Source organism: Christiangramia echinicola DSM 19838, assembly GCF_000423065.1.
GTDB classification, from domain to species: Bacteria; Bacteroidota; Bacteroidia; order Flavobacteriales; family Flavobacteriaceae; genus Christiangramia; species Christiangramia echinicola.
On record NZ_AUHG01000011.1, the window covers coordinates 703,857 to 720,362 of the forward strand.

Annotated in this window: 15 protein-coding genes; 6 read left to right on the top strand and 9 right to left on the bottom strand. The window is 38.4% G+C overall.

Features of this window, described 5'->3' with window-relative positions:
- Positions 1–3 precede the first annotated feature (3 nt).
- Genes leuD through G530_RS16675 form a run of 3 tightly spaced genes read right to left on the bottom strand, consistent with a single transcriptional unit; the run spans position 4 to position 3,182 of the window.
- Positions 4–621, bottom strand: coding sequence for a 3-isopropylmalate dehydratase small subunit (gene leuD / locus G530_RS0108330; protein WP_026934098.1), 618 nt, complete (start codon positions 619–621; stop codon positions 4–6).
- Entirely contained in the window at positions 621–2,003 is a 1,383-nt protein-coding gene (gene leuC / locus G530_RS0108335; protein ID WP_026934099.1) for a 3-isopropylmalate dehydratase large subunit, read from the bottom strand. The genes leuD and leuC overlap by 1 nt, the downstream gene beginning before the upstream one ends.
- Before the next feature lie 6 nt (positions 2,004–2,009).
- A complete protein-coding gene (locus G530_RS16675) occupies positions 2,010–3,182 on the bottom strand; it encodes a 2-isopropylmalate synthase (RefSeq protein ID WP_051199734.1) in 1,173 nt (390 codons plus the stop codon).
- A 148-nt stretch (positions 3,183–3,330) separates the two neighbouring features.
- Here G530_RS16675 and G530_RS0108345 point away from each other — a divergent pair, with 148 nt between their 5' ends.
- Entirely contained in the window at positions 3,331–4,875 is a 1,545-nt protein-coding gene (locus G530_RS0108345) for a hypothetical protein (protein ID WP_026934100.1), read from the top strand.
- A 10-nt stretch (positions 4,876–4,885) separates the two neighbouring features.
- Positions 4,886–5,773, top strand: a complete 888-nt coding sequence (locus tag G530_RS0108350) for a DMT family transporter (protein WP_026934101.1) — start codon at positions 4,886–4,888, stop codon at positions 5,771–5,773.
- Here the strand turns inward: G530_RS0108350 and ypfJ are convergent.
- The 3 genes from ypfJ to panB are packed head-to-tail and all read right to left on the bottom strand — an operon-like array spanning position 5,770 to position 8,201.
- Positions 5,770–6,603: a KPN_02809 family neutral zinc metallopeptidase gene (ypfJ, locus tag G530_RS0108355; RefSeq protein WP_026934102.1), complete on the bottom strand. Its 834-nt coding sequence runs from the start codon at positions 6,601–6,603 to the stop codon at positions 5,770–5,772. The genes G530_RS0108350 and ypfJ overlap by 4 nt on opposite strands.
- Positions 6,604–6,654: 51 nt before the next feature.
- Positions 6,655–7,359, bottom strand: a complete 705-nt coding sequence (locus tag G530_RS0108360) for an RluA family pseudouridine synthase (RefSeq protein WP_026934103.1) — start codon at positions 7,357–7,359, stop codon at positions 6,655–6,657.
- Positions 7,360–7,382: 23 nt separating this feature from the next.
- Positions 7,383–8,201, bottom strand: coding sequence for a 3-methyl-2-oxobutanoate hydroxymethyltransferase (gene panB / locus G530_RS0108365; RefSeq protein WP_026934104.1), 819 nt, complete (start codon positions 8,199–8,201; stop codon positions 7,383–7,385).
- A gap of 64 nt (positions 8,202–8,265) precedes the next feature.
- On the opposite strand from panB, the gene G530_RS0108370 reads away from it, so the two are divergent.
- The gene (locus G530_RS0108370; RefSeq protein ID WP_026934105.1) at positions 8,266–8,724 is read left to right on the top strand and encodes a hypothetical protein; all 459 of its coding nucleotides are present in this window, start codon (positions 8,266–8,268) and stop codon (positions 8,722–8,724) included.
- Here the strand turns inward: G530_RS0108370 and G530_RS0108375 are convergent.
- Together G530_RS0108375 and G530_RS0108380 are read right to left on the bottom strand one after the other, a co-directional pair.
- On the bottom strand, positions 8,721–9,752 hold the full coding sequence (locus tag G530_RS0108375; protein WP_026934106.1) for a formylglycine-generating enzyme family protein: 1,032 nt from the start codon (positions 9,750–9,752) through the stop codon (positions 8,721–8,723). The genes G530_RS0108370 and G530_RS0108375 overlap by 4 nt on opposite strands.
- Positions 9,753–9,879: 127 nt before the next feature.
- Entirely contained in the window at positions 9,880–10,563 is a 684-nt protein-coding gene (locus G530_RS0108380; protein WP_026934107.1) for a CPBP family glutamic-type intramembrane protease, read from the bottom strand.
- Positions 10,564–10,731: 168 nt separating this feature from the next.
- Between G530_RS0108380 and G530_RS0108385 the strand changes: the two genes are divergently transcribed.
- Positions 10,732–12,354 (top strand): dihydroxyacetone kinase subunit DhaK, encoded by a 1,623-nt coding sequence (locus G530_RS0108385; RefSeq protein WP_035716031.1) that lies wholly within the window; start codon positions 10,732–10,734, stop codon positions 12,352–12,354.
- 60 nt (positions 12,355–12,414) lie between these two features.
- On the opposite strand, the gene G530_RS0108390 is transcribed toward G530_RS0108385, so the two are convergent.
- Positions 12,415–13,848: an L-serine ammonia-lyase gene (locus G530_RS0108390; protein WP_026934109.1), complete on the bottom strand. Its 1,434-nt coding sequence runs from the start codon at positions 13,846–13,848 to the stop codon at positions 12,415–12,417.
- A gap of 215 nt (positions 13,849–14,063) precedes the next feature.
- Between G530_RS0108390 and dnaK the strand changes: the two genes are divergently transcribed.
- A complete protein-coding gene (gene dnaK / locus G530_RS0108395) occupies positions 14,064–15,989 on the top strand; it encodes a molecular chaperone DnaK (protein WP_026934110.1) in 1,926 nt (641 codons plus the stop codon).
- A gap of 174 nt (positions 15,990–16,163) precedes the next feature.
- Positions 16,164–16,505, top strand: coding sequence for a hypothetical protein (locus tag G530_RS0108400; protein ID WP_156888610.1), 342 nt, complete (start codon positions 16,164–16,166; stop codon positions 16,503–16,505).
- Position 16,506 lies beyond the last annotated feature (1 nt).

Consider the following 16,506-nt stretch of genomic DNA (forward strand, 5'->3'; position numbering starts at 1 on the left):
GGTTTATAGGGTTTCCTGCGGAATAGATTCTTTACCGCTTCGTTTTTCTTCAAATTTTTTAATTTCTGCCAGTTTACTGGTTAAAAAGTCAATATCATCATAAGCATTAATGAGACAGGTCTTTTTATAAGGATCAATATCAAAATGTTCTGAATCTCCTGAACTTTTGATCGTGATCTTTTGTTGCTCCAGATCTATACTGAATTTTTCTTTCGGATCTTTTTCAACTGAAGTAAACAACCTATGCAGAAAATCAGGGCTTACCTGAACAGGTAATAACCCATTATTTAAGGCATTGCCTTTAAATATATCTGCGAAATAGCTGGAAACAACAGCTTTGAAACCGTAGGCTTTAATGGCCCATGCGGCATGTTCCCGACTGGATCCACAACCAAAATTGTTCCCGGCTATGAGTATGGAACCTGAATATTTATTCTGATTTAAGACAAAATCCTCAATTGGTTCTCCATTCTTATCAAATCGCCAGTCTCTGAATAGATTCTCTCCAAAACCAGATTTATCTGTTGCCTTAAGGAATCTTGCAGGGATGATCTGGTCTGTATCCACATTTTCAGCATCTAAAGGAATGGCCGTATCTATTAATTTTATAAACTTTTCCATTAGTTTAATGTTAGAGTGTGATCTGAAATTTTCCCTGAAATTGCCGTTGCTGCAGCAGTTAACGGGCTGGCCAGGATTGTTCTGGAACCAGGACCCTGTCTTCCTTCAAAATTTCTATTACTAGTTGAAACACAATATTCCCCTTCCGGGATCTTATCGTCGTTCATTGCTAGACAGGCTGAGCACCCGGGTTGACGAAGCGTAAATCCAGCTTCCTCAAAAACTTTATCCAGACCTTCTTCTCTGATCTGCGTTGCAACCTGCTGGCTTCCGGGAACGATCAATGCGTTCACATTATCAGCTTTTCTTTTTCCTTTAATATAGGAAGCAGCGACCCTAAAATCTTCGATTCGCGAATTCGTGCAACTACCTATGAATATATAATTAATGGGTTTTTCGAGTAATGTTTCACCTGGCTTAAAATTCATATAAGACAGTGCTTTCGCATCACTTTTATCCCCTTCAATTGGGATGGAACCTGTTAATTTAATGCCCATTCCCGGATTTGTTCCGTAGGTGATCATAGGTTCTATATCTTCAGCCTCGAATGAATATTCCTGGTCAAATTCTGCTCCTTCATCGGTTTTTAATGTTTCCCAGTAAGCTTTCATTTTTTCAAATTCTTCGCCTTTTGGAGCGAACTCTCTGCCTTCCACATAATCTATGGTGGTCTGGTCTGGAGCGATAAGCCCACCACGGGCACCCATTTCAATGCTCATGTTACAAACCGTCATTCGGCCTTCCATAGACATTTCTTCAAAAACATTTCCTGCATATTCACAGAAATAACCCGTTCCGGAATTTGTTCCCAGTTTACTGATAATGTATAGGATAACATCTTTTGGAAGTACTCCCTTTTTCAGTTTTCCATTTACATTCACCCTAAGTTTTTTCGGCTTTTCTACCAATAAACACTGACTGGCAAAAACCTGGGTGACCTGGCTGGTGCCAATTCCGAAGGCAATAGTTCCGAAGGCTCCATGAGTAGAGGTGTGGCTATCTCCGCAAACTATGGTCATTCCAGGTTGTGTGATTCCAAGCTCGGGAGCCATTACATGGACAATGCCATTGTAAGGATGGCCAAGTCCATATAAGGTGATATTATTCTCTTCACAATTCTGACTCAGTTCTTTCAGCTGTTTTCTGGATAAAAGATCCTTTACCGGTAAATGCTGATCCTGGGTTGGTGTATTATGATCGGCCGTTGCAACGATCTGTTCCGGACGAAAAACAGGAATATTTCTTTCCTTTAATTCATTAAAAGCCTGTGGGCTCGTTACTTCATGTATCAGATGTTTATCGATATATAAAATATCCGGACCATCAGGTATGCTCTCCACCACATGGGAGTCCCATATTTTGTCAAATAAAGTTTTCTTCATAATCACTTAAGCTATTGCTCTTGAGCTCTTTCTAAAAATGTCCATAATGGTGTGAATATCACGATCTGCAACTTCTTTTTTCGCATCGGCGAAATTCAGAAATTCATGATATACGTGATCTAATTCAAGCTTGGTTAGATCATACCCCATTTTCTTGGCTTTATAAGCAAGTGCTGCTCTACCACTACGGGCAGTTAAAACAATAGCCGACTCGGTTACCCCTACATCGGCTGGATTTATAATTTCATAAGTTTCCCTGTTCTTTATGACGCCGTCCTGATGAATGCCTGAACTATGCGCAAATGCATTGGCGCCGACTATTGCCTTATTAGGTTGGACGTACATTCCCATTTCCCTTGAAACCATTTTACTAGTGTCATATAACAACTGCGGATTGATATCTGTATTTAATTGTAAATAAGGATGTTGTCTTAAGATCATGACGACCTCTTCCAATGCGGTATTACCTGCACGCTCACCTATTCCATTAATGGTACATTCAATTTGTCTTGCACCATTGGTAATTCCTGCAATGGCATTAGCTGTAGCCAATCCAAGATCATTATGACAATGACATGAAATGATCACATTTTCAATTCCAATTACATTTTCCTTAAGATATTTGATCTTTTTACCATATTCTTCAGGAAGGCAATATCCAGTGGTATCTGGAATATTAAGCACGGTGGCGCCATTTTTCACTGCTTCAGTACAAACCTTGGCTAAAAATTCATTTTCAGTTCTTCCGGCATCTTCCGCATAAAATTCCACATCATCCACGAAGCTTTTAGCATAAGCCACCGCTTCTCCAGCTCTTTCAATAATTTCGGGTCTGCTTGATTTGAACTTATATTTTATGTGAGAATCTGAGGTTCCAATACCTGTATGAATCCTTGGTTTTCTGGCATATTTAAGCGCATCTGCAGCAACCTTGATATCATTTTTTACTGCGCGGGTGAGTCCGCAAACGGTAGCATTTTTTACGAGTTTAGATATTTCGGTTACAGAGTTGAAATCACCTGGACTTGAAACCGGAAAACCAGCTTCGATTACATCTACACCCAGTTCATCGAGTCTCGCAGCGATCTTCTTTTTCTGTTCCGTATTCAGTTTGCAGCCGGGGACTTGTTCTCCGTCCCTCAATGTAGTGTCAAAAATTTCTACCTTTTCAGTACGCATATGAGATTTATTTTACTTTATCTTTATCTAAAGTATCGGAATCATTATGCTTTTGGCCCTGATTAACGGAAAGGCTTACGATACTTGAAGTGGATAATAATTACTGTAAAGTGTTGTTTTGCAGTGTATTGTAAAATATTGAATTACAATGACCAATGACTTAACCGAAAATCTTTTTTCTCTGATCAAATCATTATCAGCCTCAGAGAAAAGACAGTTTTCATTATATGTGGGACGAATAGGAGTGAATTCAGATTCTAAATTTCTGAATTTATACAAGGTCATGTTGCGTCAAAAGAAATACAATGAAGCTGAAATTCTAAAGGGAACAAAGATCACCAAGATTCAGCTTTCAAACGTAAAATCACATCTTTATAAACAGCTGCTGATCTCACTTCGGCTGAATCCCGCGCATCAAAGTATTCCGGTTCAAATAAGGGAGCAGGTTGATTTTGCTTATATCCTTTATCACAAAGGGCTTTATCAGCAAAGTTTAAAGTTGCTGGACAAAGTAAAGACCCTGGCCATCAATTACGAGGAAAAAAATCTCACTTACGAGATTTTGGAACTGGAAAAGATCATAGAATCTCAGTATATAACTCGTAGTATGAGCAACCGTGCAGAAATCCTTATCAAAGAGACTGAAGATATTAGCAACTTGAATACCATTTGGGGTAAACTATCTAATTTATCTCTGGAACTGTATTCTATTTTTTTAAAGAAAGGTTATTGCAAAAGTGAAAAGGAAGCAGATGAGATCAAGGCATATTTTAAGGAAAAATTACCGGAATATCATTATCAGGAGTTGGGCTTTAGAGAGCGTTTGTGGTTGTATAAATGCCATCTTTGGCGTAGTTTCCTGATTCAGGATTTCCTGGGTTGCTATAGATATTCGATGAAATGGAAAGATCTTTTTATTGAATATAATCATCTTATCCCGATACATCCGGTTTCTTATTTAAAAGGAAGTCATTACCTCCTGGAATCATTGTTTTACCTGAATCATACCGAATTATTCGAGCAGACGCTCAAACAGTTAGAAAACTCATTGCGTGATCCAAAGATCCCCCATAATGACAATATTTCGGCATTGTCTTTTCTTTACGTCTATTCCAATAAACTGAACCTTCGATTTATGAAAGGGGAGTTTAGTAATGCTGATGAATTGATTGAAAAGATCAATGAAAAGGTTGTTAAATTCAGAGGCAGACTGGACGAGCATCACATCATGGTATTTTATTATAAGATCGCCTGTTTGTATTTCGGGGACGGAAACAACAAAAAATGTATTGATTTTCTGAAGAAAATTATTACTAATAAGTCGCTAGAAATGCGTCAGGATCTTATGTGCTTTGCAAGAATTCTAAATTTGGTCGCACATTATGAGGCTGGGATGGATTATCATTTGGATAGTCTGGTGAAATCGACCTATAAGTTCCTGATCAAAATGGATGATATGCATGAAGTGCAGATTGAAATGATTAAATTTTTAAGAAAATTACCAGACGTTTCCCCGTTGGATATCAAAGATGAATTTAGAAAATTGCACTCTACTTTAAAGAAATTTGAAGATCATCCTTATGAGCGGAGAGCTTTCCTTTATCTGGATATCATTTCCTGGCTGGAAAGTAATATTGAAAACAGGCCGGTGAAAGATATAATGATGGAAAAAAGTCAGGAATATTATAGATAAAGCGCGGGATTTGTCAGAAAGACGTCAATATTTTACCAATATTCTTCAATTAAATCTAGCGGTTTTACTCATTAGTACTTCTGGTGTTTTAGGCCGGTATATCGTTTTACATCCTGTTGTTACCATTTTTTACAGATGTCTTTTGGCGGTGCTTGTTTTTTACCTCTATTGCAGATGGAAAAAAATAGACCTTAAAATTGAGAATAAACGAGACCTTTTAAAAATGGTTCTCGGGGGAGTATTAATGGGTGGTCACTGGATCACTTATTTTTTTTCCTTGCAGTATTCCAGCGTGGCGATCGCATTACTGTCATTATTTACTTATCCGGTGATAACTGCATTCCTGGAGCCGATACTTTTTAAGACCAGGTTCAATAAAATTCATATTGCACTGGGATTACTGGTACTGGCGGGTATCTACTTTCTGAGTCCGGAATTTGATCTGGAGAACGATTATTTTATTGCCATTATTTTCGGAATAGCTTCGGCTATATTTTATGCTTTTCGGAATCTATTAATGAAGCGGGAAGTAGAGCGCTACAATGGTTCAGCGTTAATGTTCTATCAGATCCTTGTGATCTCCATTCTACTTGTTCCGGCGGTATTTTTCAGTGATTTCGAAATGGTCTTAACGCAATGGAAACCCTTATTGATGCTTGCAGTGATTACAACTTGTATAGGACATACCTTGTTCCTAAAGAGCTTTAAAAATTTCACCATTACTGCGGCTAGTATCATGAGTAGTATTCAACCGGTCTACGGAATAATATTAGGAATGATCTTCCTTAATGAGATCCCATCTTTAAAGACCGTAATAGGAGGAACGCTTATAATCAGTGCCGTGGTGATAGAAAGCCTGATCTCAATGAGAAAAAATCCGGAAGCAGAGAATTCTTAATTAAAGGTATTCCCCTGCCTGATATCGCCGGTTCTAAATCCCTTCATAAACCATTCTTTACGCTGCTGCGAAGTTCCATGGGTAAATGAATCAGGGTTTACCTGGCCTCTGGTTCTCTTTTGAATGGCATCATCTCCTACCGCGTTTGCGGCACTTAGTGCTTCCTCAATATCACCTTCACTTAAATATTTCCGGTTATGTGACGTGAAAACGCCGGCATAAAAGTCAGCCTGAAGTTCCAGAGAAACGGAAAGTTCATTGGCTTCCACATTACTACTTTGTTGTTGTAACCTTCTTACTTCAGAAGCTGTTCCAAGTAAATTCTGAACATGATGGCCAACCTCATGAGCCATAACATAAGCTATGGCATAATCTCCACCTTTGGCTCCGAATCTTCGCCTTAATTCTTCGAAGAAAGTTAGATCCATATAGATCTTTTGGTCCGCAGGACAGTAGAATGGTCCGCTGGCAGCAGATGCACCACCACAAGCAGTTTGTACCGCATCAGAGAATAATACTAATCCAGGTTCGCGATATTCCATATTATTTTCTGCAAAGATCTTATTCCAGATGTCTTCTGTATCTGCCAGGACAACTTCAGTAAAATTACCTAATTCTTTTTCTTCGGCCGTAAGTTCACGAGATTCTGTAGATGGTGAGCTTACATTATCGAGTTGTTCAAGGACAGAGATATCCCCATCACTAAGAACAAATTGTGCGATCAAAAAGATTACTCCAATAATACCACCTCCGGCGATTAATTTTCCTTTTCCTGAAGATCCTCTTCGATCTTCAACATTTCCACTTTGTCTTCGACCTCGCCATTTCATTTTCAGAGAGTTTTTCTAAAAATAAGAATTAATCTGAGACAAAATTCAAAATTAATTCATAATGGCGTCCCAGATCGAGTCTGATGGCGGAGGAGCGATAATATGAATCGGCTCTTTTTTTACCGGATGGAGGAACTTTAGCTCCCGGGAATGTAAATGAATACTTGCATCTTTATTACTGCGATCAAAACCGTATTTCAAATCGCCTTTTATTGGGCAACCTATGGCAGATAACTGACTCCTTATCTGGTGATGTCTTCCAGTATGAAGATCTATTTCTAGTAAAAAATAATTATCCAGTTTTTTAATTATCCGATAATCCAGAATTGCCTTTTTAGAATCTGGCACTTCATTTTTATGAGCATAAGATTTATTCTGCTTGGAATTTCGCTTCATGAAATGGATCAACTCACCTGAATCATTTGGTGGCGCATTTTTCACCACTGCCCAATAGGTCTTTTTAGCCTCTTTATCTTGAAATAACTTATTAAGCCTTGGTAAAGCTTTAGACGTTTTTGAGAAAACAACAATACCGCTTGTTGGCCTATCCAGACGATGTACAACTCCTAAATAGACATTTCCGGGTTTATTATATTTTTCTTTTATAAAAGATTTTACAACCTCGCTTAGTGGTTTATCCCCGGTCTTATCACCCTGGACAATATCACCGGCTCTTTTATTTACGATGATAATATGATTATCCTCATGCAAAACCTGAAGATTATCTTTATTAGAAAGCGTTTTATCCTGACTCAAAAATTTAGGTTTAAATACAGAGATTAATATTGCTCATCATCAGATGGAAATGCTCTACTTTTCACATCATCCCTGTAATTTTGAAAAGCTTTGGTCATCTCCCCGTGAAGATCAGCGTAACGTCTTAAGAATCTTGGATTAAATTCGTGGGTCATACCTAACATATCATGTACCACTAGAACCTGACCATCAACACCATTTCCGGCACCAATTCCAATTACGGGAATTGTTAAACTTTCAGCTACTTCCTTAGCCAGATCTGCCGGTACTTTTTCGAGAACAATAGCGAAGCAACCCATTTTTTCCAGCATTTTCGCATCAGATTTAAGTTTTTCAGCTTCCTGTTCTTCTTTAGCTCTTACAGTATAAGTTCCAAATTTATAGATAGACTGTGGAGTAAGTCCTAGATGTCCCATTACAGGAATTCCGGCATGAAGAATACGCTTCACACTTTCTTTTACTTCTTTTCCACCTTCAAGTTTTACGGCATGTCCGCCACTTTCTTTCATGATCCTGATCGCAGATCTTAAGGCTTCTTTAGGGTCACTTTGATAACTTCCGAAAGGTAGATCAACTACAACCAGCGCTCGATTAATAGCTCTTACAACACCTGTGGCGTGATAGATCATTTGGTCCAGGGTTATTGGTAAAGTAGTTTCATGTCCCGCCATTACATTACTGGCAGAGTCACCAACAAGGATTACATCGATGCCTGCACCATCAACAATTTGAGCCATGGTGAAATCGTAAGCCGTAAGCATACTGATCTTTTCACCGTTAGATTTCATATCTACAAGAGACTTTGTTGTGATACGCTTGTATTCCTTTTTTGCAACAGACATCTGGTCAATTTTAAATTTGAGTAAAAGTAGTAAATTCGTGAACCACATTCAAAACTACTTCATCATGAAACGAATCTTCTTTATTGCCTTTCTGCTTATTAATATGACTGCTTTCGCTCAAACTGAAAAAACTACGAATACACCCAAAAAATTGGTGGTAGATTTCTTCGAGGCTTTTCACGCTCAGGATACCATAAAACTCAAAAGTTTCGCTTTAGACGGTATTAAAATGCAATCTGTTTCTATGGATGCGGAAGGAAATACCAAATTGAATTCAGATGACTATTCGAAGTTCCTGAAATCTATAGCTTCTATTCCTGCTGACGCTAGTTTTGAAGAGAAATTACACGAATTTAGAGTTGAGGAAAATGGTTTACTGGCTACAGTGACTACTCCATACTCATTTTATTTCAACGAGAATTTTTCTCATTGCGGCGTAAACAGTTTTCAACTCGTAAAATTTAATGGAGAATGGAAGATCACTAGCCTGATAGATACAAGAACTAAGAAAAATTGCGATTAAATATCTTTAACGCATCTAAAACCGGTATGTTCAAGACCCGTATCTGGAGCAGAACTCATCCTGGCCGCATTTCTATAACCTGTGCAATAGCTTTCACTGCATAAAAAAGATCCGCCACGAATTACTTTTTGCTGATCCATATTTTCAAATTCCTGAAAATAACCATCTACCTTATCTTCAGTTTTTGAATAGGCATCCGGGCGATAGGTATCAAGACACCATTCCCAAACATTACCAGCAGTTTCGTATAAACCATAAGGATTCGCAGGGAAACTTTTTACAGGTGCTCTCTTTTTAAAATCATCCTCTAATAAATTCTTTCTGGGAAATTCCCCCTGGTAGAAATTTACCATTTCAGGAGCCTTTTCAAAATCATTTCCCCAGTGATAAACCAGGGTGTCATTACCGGCTCTGTTAAAGTATTCATATTCAGCTTCAGTAGGTAATCTTTTCCCAGCCCATTTAGCGTAAGCCATGGCATCATACCAGGATACCTGAACTACAGGTTCGTTATCCTTTCCTTCAATATTGCTTTCTGGTCCTTCAGGATGTCTCCAATTAGCCTTTTTTTCAAATTTCCACCACCATTCAGGATTATATGGATCAAACACAAGGGCGCCAGGCTCGTATTGCTTTCCTTTGATCTCAAAGGAGCGTTCTGCGGTAGTAACATAACCAGTCTCTTCAACAAATTGCCGAAATTGTTTATTGGTAACTTCAGTTTCATCTACGTAAATGGGTTCGATGTTTTCTCTATGCCTGGGAAACTCGTCTGGTTTAGCCTGATTATTATTACCGCCCATCATATAGCTGCCGCCATCAAGTTTTATCATGCCCCTGGTGGAGGCAGAATCTTCCCGGGTTTTTATGTAGGAGATCTCCCTTAAATAGTTTTCATGATAATTTACCTTTTCAGTTTCGGGTTCCTGTTCTACGACCTGAATTGGCGATGATTTTTTGTTCTCTTTGCATGAAATGATGAATATACTTAAAGCAAGTATAATGACTGACTTAAATTTTGATGACATTTAGCTTCACATTAAAGCTCAAATATAACGATAAATTATCCGTCTGGTTTATGGCTGTTCAGACACACTCATCTTCTTATAGCTAAACTTATTTTAAAAGGAATCTTATAAAAAATGCTAAGATGAATTAAAATTTAGTAAAGGGAAATATAAATAAAATGACTATTGAATTATTCATGCTGTGCATCAAAATTGGCCAGATCATTCCTTTATTTTCCAGTTTTATTTTTCCGAAGAAAAATCCTGCGATAATGCGCGGGAAGATCATAATGAATAATGCCAGATCAATTTGAAAACTGTCTACGTAATTAAAAATATGGACAAAACCGAAAATGATGGCACCAAGGATCCAATTGATCAGGTAAAACCTGTGTAGCCAGTAACATGTTTTTCTGAATACATGTTCCGGGATTAATTCCCCCAATGCATAAAAAGCAAGTAGTAAAGTACCGCCAATTATTCCATATTTTAAACTCCAGTGCGCTTCTTCTGGGATAAGTATGATACCAATCATAAATAGTACACAGCATAGAAAGAATTTAAGACTGAATTCGGTGGGTTTAAGTAAACTTCGGAATAAACCTTCCTCTATGACCGGAGCGAAAATGGCCGCCATAAAAGCAAATTTCCATGGTTGTGTTTTTAATAATTCGAAGATCTCGGTTTGCTGATATTTATCGAAATTAAAAGATGGAAATGAGGATTGTATAATGGCCAATAGCATGAAGAAAAGGAAATAACAACCTAGCATCTTTCCGAAATTAGTAAGCAGGTTGATAATCTTAAACCTCAGGGTGGCTTCTGGCGGCATTCATGGTAACATTTGAGTCTGCAATATAAGAATAGGAACTGCTTAAATAAACTTTCTAAATTGAAAATGTCTTCTATATGATTAATAGTCTGAAAACTTTAAGAATAGATTAAGGCTCATCAAAAAGTTTAGTTTTTCGTGTTTTCTATCTTTAAGAAAAATTGGATTATGAAGTTTTTTATAAATGAAGCAAACCAGGTTGTAAATGAGGGAATAGAAGGATTACTTGCCAATCCTAAGCTTACGAGACTGGATAATTTCCCTGAAGTTCGTGTAGTTCTACGTAAGGACTGGGATAAATCAAAAGTAGCAATTATTTCTGGCGGTGGATCTGGTCATGAACCAACTCATGCAGGATTCGTTGGAAAAGGAATGCTCACTGCAGCGGTATGCGGTGATATTTTTGCTTCCCCTTCGGTAGATGCAGTGCTTTCAGCAATTATTGCTACAACAGGCGATGCAGGCTGTCTTTTAGTGATCAAGAACTATACGGGAGATAGACTTAATTTTGGTCTTGCGGCAGAGCAGGCTAGAGAAATGGGTTATAAAGTGGAAACTATCATCGTAGGAGATGATATAGCCTTAGGAGAAGATACAGAACAACGAGGATTAGCCGGAACTCTCTTTGTACATAAAACGGCCGGATATTTATCTGAAGAAGGAAAGTCTCTGGAAGAAATTTTAAAGCTGGTAAAGAGAGTTGCTCAAAATTCTTATTCCATAGGCCTTTCTTTAGAAGAAGGACAGAAATTCCAGGGTAAAGAAGAATCTCGATTAGATGAATCTGAAGCTGAATTGGGTCTTGGAATTCACGGGGAACCAGGAGTTGAAAAAATAGCTGTTGCGAAAGCCGATGAGCTTATGAAAACCGCGGTGAAAAAACTTCAGGAATATACAAGTGGAACTGAATATGCACTTATTTTGAATAACCTTGGAAGTGTAACTCCGGTTGAAATGAATGTATTACTGAATTCTTTTAGCAAAACTTCTATGGCTGAGAATGTAAAACTACTCGTAGGTCCCGGAAGTTTTATGACTTCACTGAATATGAAAGGTTTTTCTATTTCTGTCGTGAAACTGGATGAGGAGATCAGAGAAGCTTTGCTGGCAACTTGTGATCCTGTTTCCTGGTTCATTAGTGAATTTGGAAAAGCCAGCTCGATCAACAGTCCCGAACTTCCGGAAACCCTTCCTTTTGAATCTTCAGAAAACGCCAGAACTAAAAAGTGGCTAAAGGAAATTTCTGAAGAATTGATCGACATGAAGGATGAGATCAATGCTCTGGATGAAAAAGTAGGAGATGGCGATGCCGGTTCTACCTTTGCAAGTGCAGGGAAGAATGTTCTGGAGGTCATTGATAAATTACCATATGCCAAAAACTGGGAACTATTCATTAGTATAGGAAGAATCTTTTCCAGAGAAATAGGAGGCTCCAGTGGGGTGCTTTTTTCACTCTTATTTACCAGAGCCGGAAACGCATTGAAAGAAAATGATGATCTGGGAAAAGCTTTATTAAGCGGATTGGATAAAATGAAGGATTATGGTGGCGCCAAACAAGGGGAACGTACGATGATAGACGCCCTGCAACCAGCTTTTGAAGCGATCGCCAATGGTGAAAGTATGGAGAATGTTAAGTCGGCTGCACGAAAAGGAGCTGATGCTACTAAAGAAATCACCGATACTAAATTTGGTAGATCTTCTTATCTATCAGAAGATAGTTTGAAGAATGTTCCAGATCCGGGAGCAGAAGTTGTTGCCAGGGTTTTTGAAAAACTAGCGGCAATTAAATAATTTATGTCAAATTAAGATACCCACCTTGAAATTTAATCAGGGTGGGTTTTTTATTAAATATTAGCAATCACTAAGGCTTACTTTTACTGCAAGACCACCTTCAGAAGTTTCTTTATATTTAGAATTCATATCCTTTGCGGTTTCCCACATAGTCTCGATCACTTTGTCCAGTGGAACTTTAGCGCGACTTGCATCACTTTCCATAGCAATTTCAGCAGCATTGATCGCTTTGATCGCACCCATGGCATTTCTCTCGATACATGGAACCTGAACTAATCCAGCAATTGGATCACAGGTTAAACCCAGATGGTGCTCCATCGCAATTTCACTGGCCATTAAAACCTGTTCTGGTGTTCCACCCATTAATTCAGTAAGTCCACCAGCCGCCATAGCCGATGACACTCCAATTTCTGCCTGGCATCCTCCCATAGCTGCAGAAATGGTCGCTCCTTTTTTGAAAAGACTACCAATCTCACCAGCCACTAACATGAACTTTTTAATATCCTCATAGGTTGCATCATGGTTTTCAATTACCAGGTAATACATTAAAACAGCAGGTACAGTTCCAGCACTACCATTAGTTGGTGCGGTGACTACTCTTCCTAAAGACGCGTTCACTTCATTTACACTAAGAGCAAAGCAGCTAACCCATTTTAATATCTGACGGAATTTTACTTCTGTCTGTCTTATTGCAGGGATCCAGTCTTCAACACTGGTATAACCGGTTTCTCCAATAAGTCGCTGATGCATTTCGAATGCTCGTCGTTTTACATTAAGTCCACCAGGAAGTGTTCCTTCAGTATGACAACCTATATACATGGATTCCAGCATCACATCCCATATTTGCTTAAAATTGGCATCAATTTCCTCATCGGTTCTTAAAGACCTTTCGTTCTCTAAAACTATTTCTGAAATCGGTTTGTTTTCTGCCTTACAAAATTGCTGGAGCTCTATAGCTTTTTCAATAGGAAAAGGGAATTGTTTGAAATTCTTCATTTTCTTACTGGCATTCTTTCGTTCTTTTTTCACTACGAAACCGCCACCAATAGAATAAAATGAAGAAGATATTTTTTTACCGTTATATAAGCAAGCTCTAAAGGTCATTCCGTTAGGATGAAATTCCAGGAACTTTCTATTGAATTTGATATTCTCAACAAAACTGAAATTTATATCTCTTTCACCATTTAGCATTAGCTTTCCTGTCTCCTTGATCCTTGCAATTTCAGATTCGATAATAGAAATATCCATGGTAACAGGATCATGACCTAATAAACCAAGCAGAGTTGCAATATCTGTCGCATGTCCTTTCCCTGTAAGACTTAAAGAACCATAAAGATCTATATGGATCTTCTCGACATCTTCAAAGCGATCTTTTTTCTTTAATTCATCTATCCAGCGTTGTGATGCTCTCCAGGGACCCAAAGTATGTGAACTGGAAGGACCCACACCCACCTTTAACATGTCAAAAACGCTAATGCATTCTATTTTTCGCATTCAGAGTATAAATTTGGTGACAAAAATAGTGAATTGTCAATGCTGCCCATAAGAATTTGCTAAAATTATATCGTTGTAGTTAACAACGCAGAACAGACTAGTGACAAGGTGTTTAGAAAAAGTGACAGTCTGTCAGAAGATTTGTGCTGGCATAATGATTGACTTCTTGTGGTTGTAAAATTGATAAACTAACGTAAAAAATAAGTTATATAGTTATGAGTAAAGTAATTGGAATTGACTTGGGTACCACCAACTCCTGCGTTGCCGTAATGGAAGGTAGTGAGCCAACAGTGATACCTAATGCTGAAGGAAAAAGAACTACACCATCTGTTATCGCATTTGTTGAAGGTGGCGAGATAAAAGTTGGGGATCCTGCAAAACGTCAGGCAGTAACTAACCCTACTAAAACTATTTCTTCCATAAAGAGATTTATGGGGAATAAGTATTCTGAATCTTCGAGAGAGGCAGGAAGAGTACCTTATACTGTAAAGAAAGGTGATAATGATACTCCACGTGTAGAAATTGACGGTCGTCTTTATACTCCACAGGAACTTTCAGCGATGGTGCTTCAGAAAATGAAGAAAACTGCTGAAGATTACCTTGGACAGGATGTAACCGAAGCGGTTATTACCGTTCCTGCATATTTTAATGACTCTCAGCGTCATGCCACAAAAGAAGCCGGTGAGATCGCAGGTCTTAAAGTAAGAAGAATTATAAACGAACCAACCGCTGCAGCACTTGCATACGGATTGGATAAAAAGTCTCAGGATCAGAAGATCGCTGTGTATGACCTTGGTGGTGGTACTTTCGATATTTCTATTCTTGAACTAGGTGATGGTGTATTTGAAGTACTATCTACTAATGGTGATACTCACCTTGGTGGGGATGATTTTGATGAAGTATTGATCGATTACCTGGCAGATAACTTCCAGAAAGCAGAAGACATTGATCTTAGAAAAGATCCTATGGCACTTCAGCGTTTAAAGGAGGCTGCAGAGAAAGCGAAGATCGAGTTATCTTCTTCTTCTCAAACAGAGATCAACCTACCTTATGTAACAGCTACTGCTAGCGGACCAAAACACCTTGTAGAGACTATTTCAAGATCTAAATTCGAGCAATTAGCTGCGGAATTAGTAACTAGATCTATGGAGCCTGTGAAAAAAGCTCTTAGCGATGCAGGTCTTTCTAAAAGTGATATAGACGAGGTAATTCTTGTGGGTGGGTCAACTCGTATTCCTAAGATACAGGAAGAGGTTGAAGCATTTTTCGGAAAAAAACCTTCTAAAGGGGTGAACCCAGATGAGGTTGTAGCAATTGGTGCTGCGATTCAGGGTGGTGTACTTACAGGAGATGTAAAAGATGTTTTGCTACTTGATGTTACTCCACTTTCTCTAGGTATTGAAACTATGGGAGGAGTTAACACAAAGCTAATTGAATCAAACACTACGATCCCAACTAAAAAGTCACAGACTTTCTCTACGGCGGCAGATAATCAGCCATCGGTTGAGATCCACGTATTGCAGGGAGAGCGTCCAATGGCGACAGATAATAAGACGATTGGTAGATTCCATTTAGACGGAATTCCACCAGCGCCAAGAGGAACTCCTCAAATTGAAGTAACTTTCGATATTGATGCTAATGGTATCATTAAAGTAAGTGCTACAGATAAAGCAACTGGTAAGTCTCAGGATATTCGTATCGAAGCTTCTTCAGGATTAACAGAAGAAGAGATCGAGAAGATGAAGAAAGAGGCTGAAGCGAATGCTGATGCTGATAAGCAAGCGAAAGAGAAAGTTGATAAGCTGAACGAAGCTGATGCAATGATATTCCAGACTGAAAAGCAATTGAAAGAATTTGGTGATAAATTATCTGATGATAAGAAGAAGCCAATCGAAGATGCATTGGAAGAATTGAAGAAAGCCTATGAAACTAAGGAGCTTGATCAAATCACTCCAGCTTTAGATAAGATCAATGAGGCATGGAAAACTGCTTCAGAAGAAATGTATAAAGCTCAGGCAGAAGCTCAGGGCGGTGCAAACGGACAACCAGGTGGACCTGAACAAGGTGCAACCGGAGCTGAAGGTGGAGACGCTAAGAGTGGAGATGATGTAGAAGATGTAGATTTCGAAGAAGTTAAGTAAGCAGGACGTTAGTTTTGCTTAAGCAAAGCCTTACGTCTCACTTATCCCTGGCATAGCGAGGGATCTTCATAGAATCGAATCACAATAAATTTGAAAAGCCTCGCAGAAATGCGAGGCTTTTTTATTTTCGTACCTACTAAACCAGATTTGATCATTTTATATAAAATTAGAAAAATGAAAAGGCTATTTCTCTTTGCGGCTTTTTTGTCCCTTTGTTCATGTTCTAATGATGATTCTCCAGATTGTTCATCAGGATCAAACCAGGTGTGGTTTCAGGGTCTTAAAGATCACCTGGATGCCGACTGTTCAATTAAAACTTCTATTTTTCAGGCAGTATATAATGGGCGAATTGTATACTATGTATTGATTACAGATCCAAGAGTGAATTTTTCACCAAGGTTGGATATGCTGGATTGTAGGGGTAATATTATTGTCGAACTCACTAATGATCAAAGTATAGAATATTTGAATGGTGATGGTAGGGATGATGAAGTTATCTACACTTGTTCAGAATAAA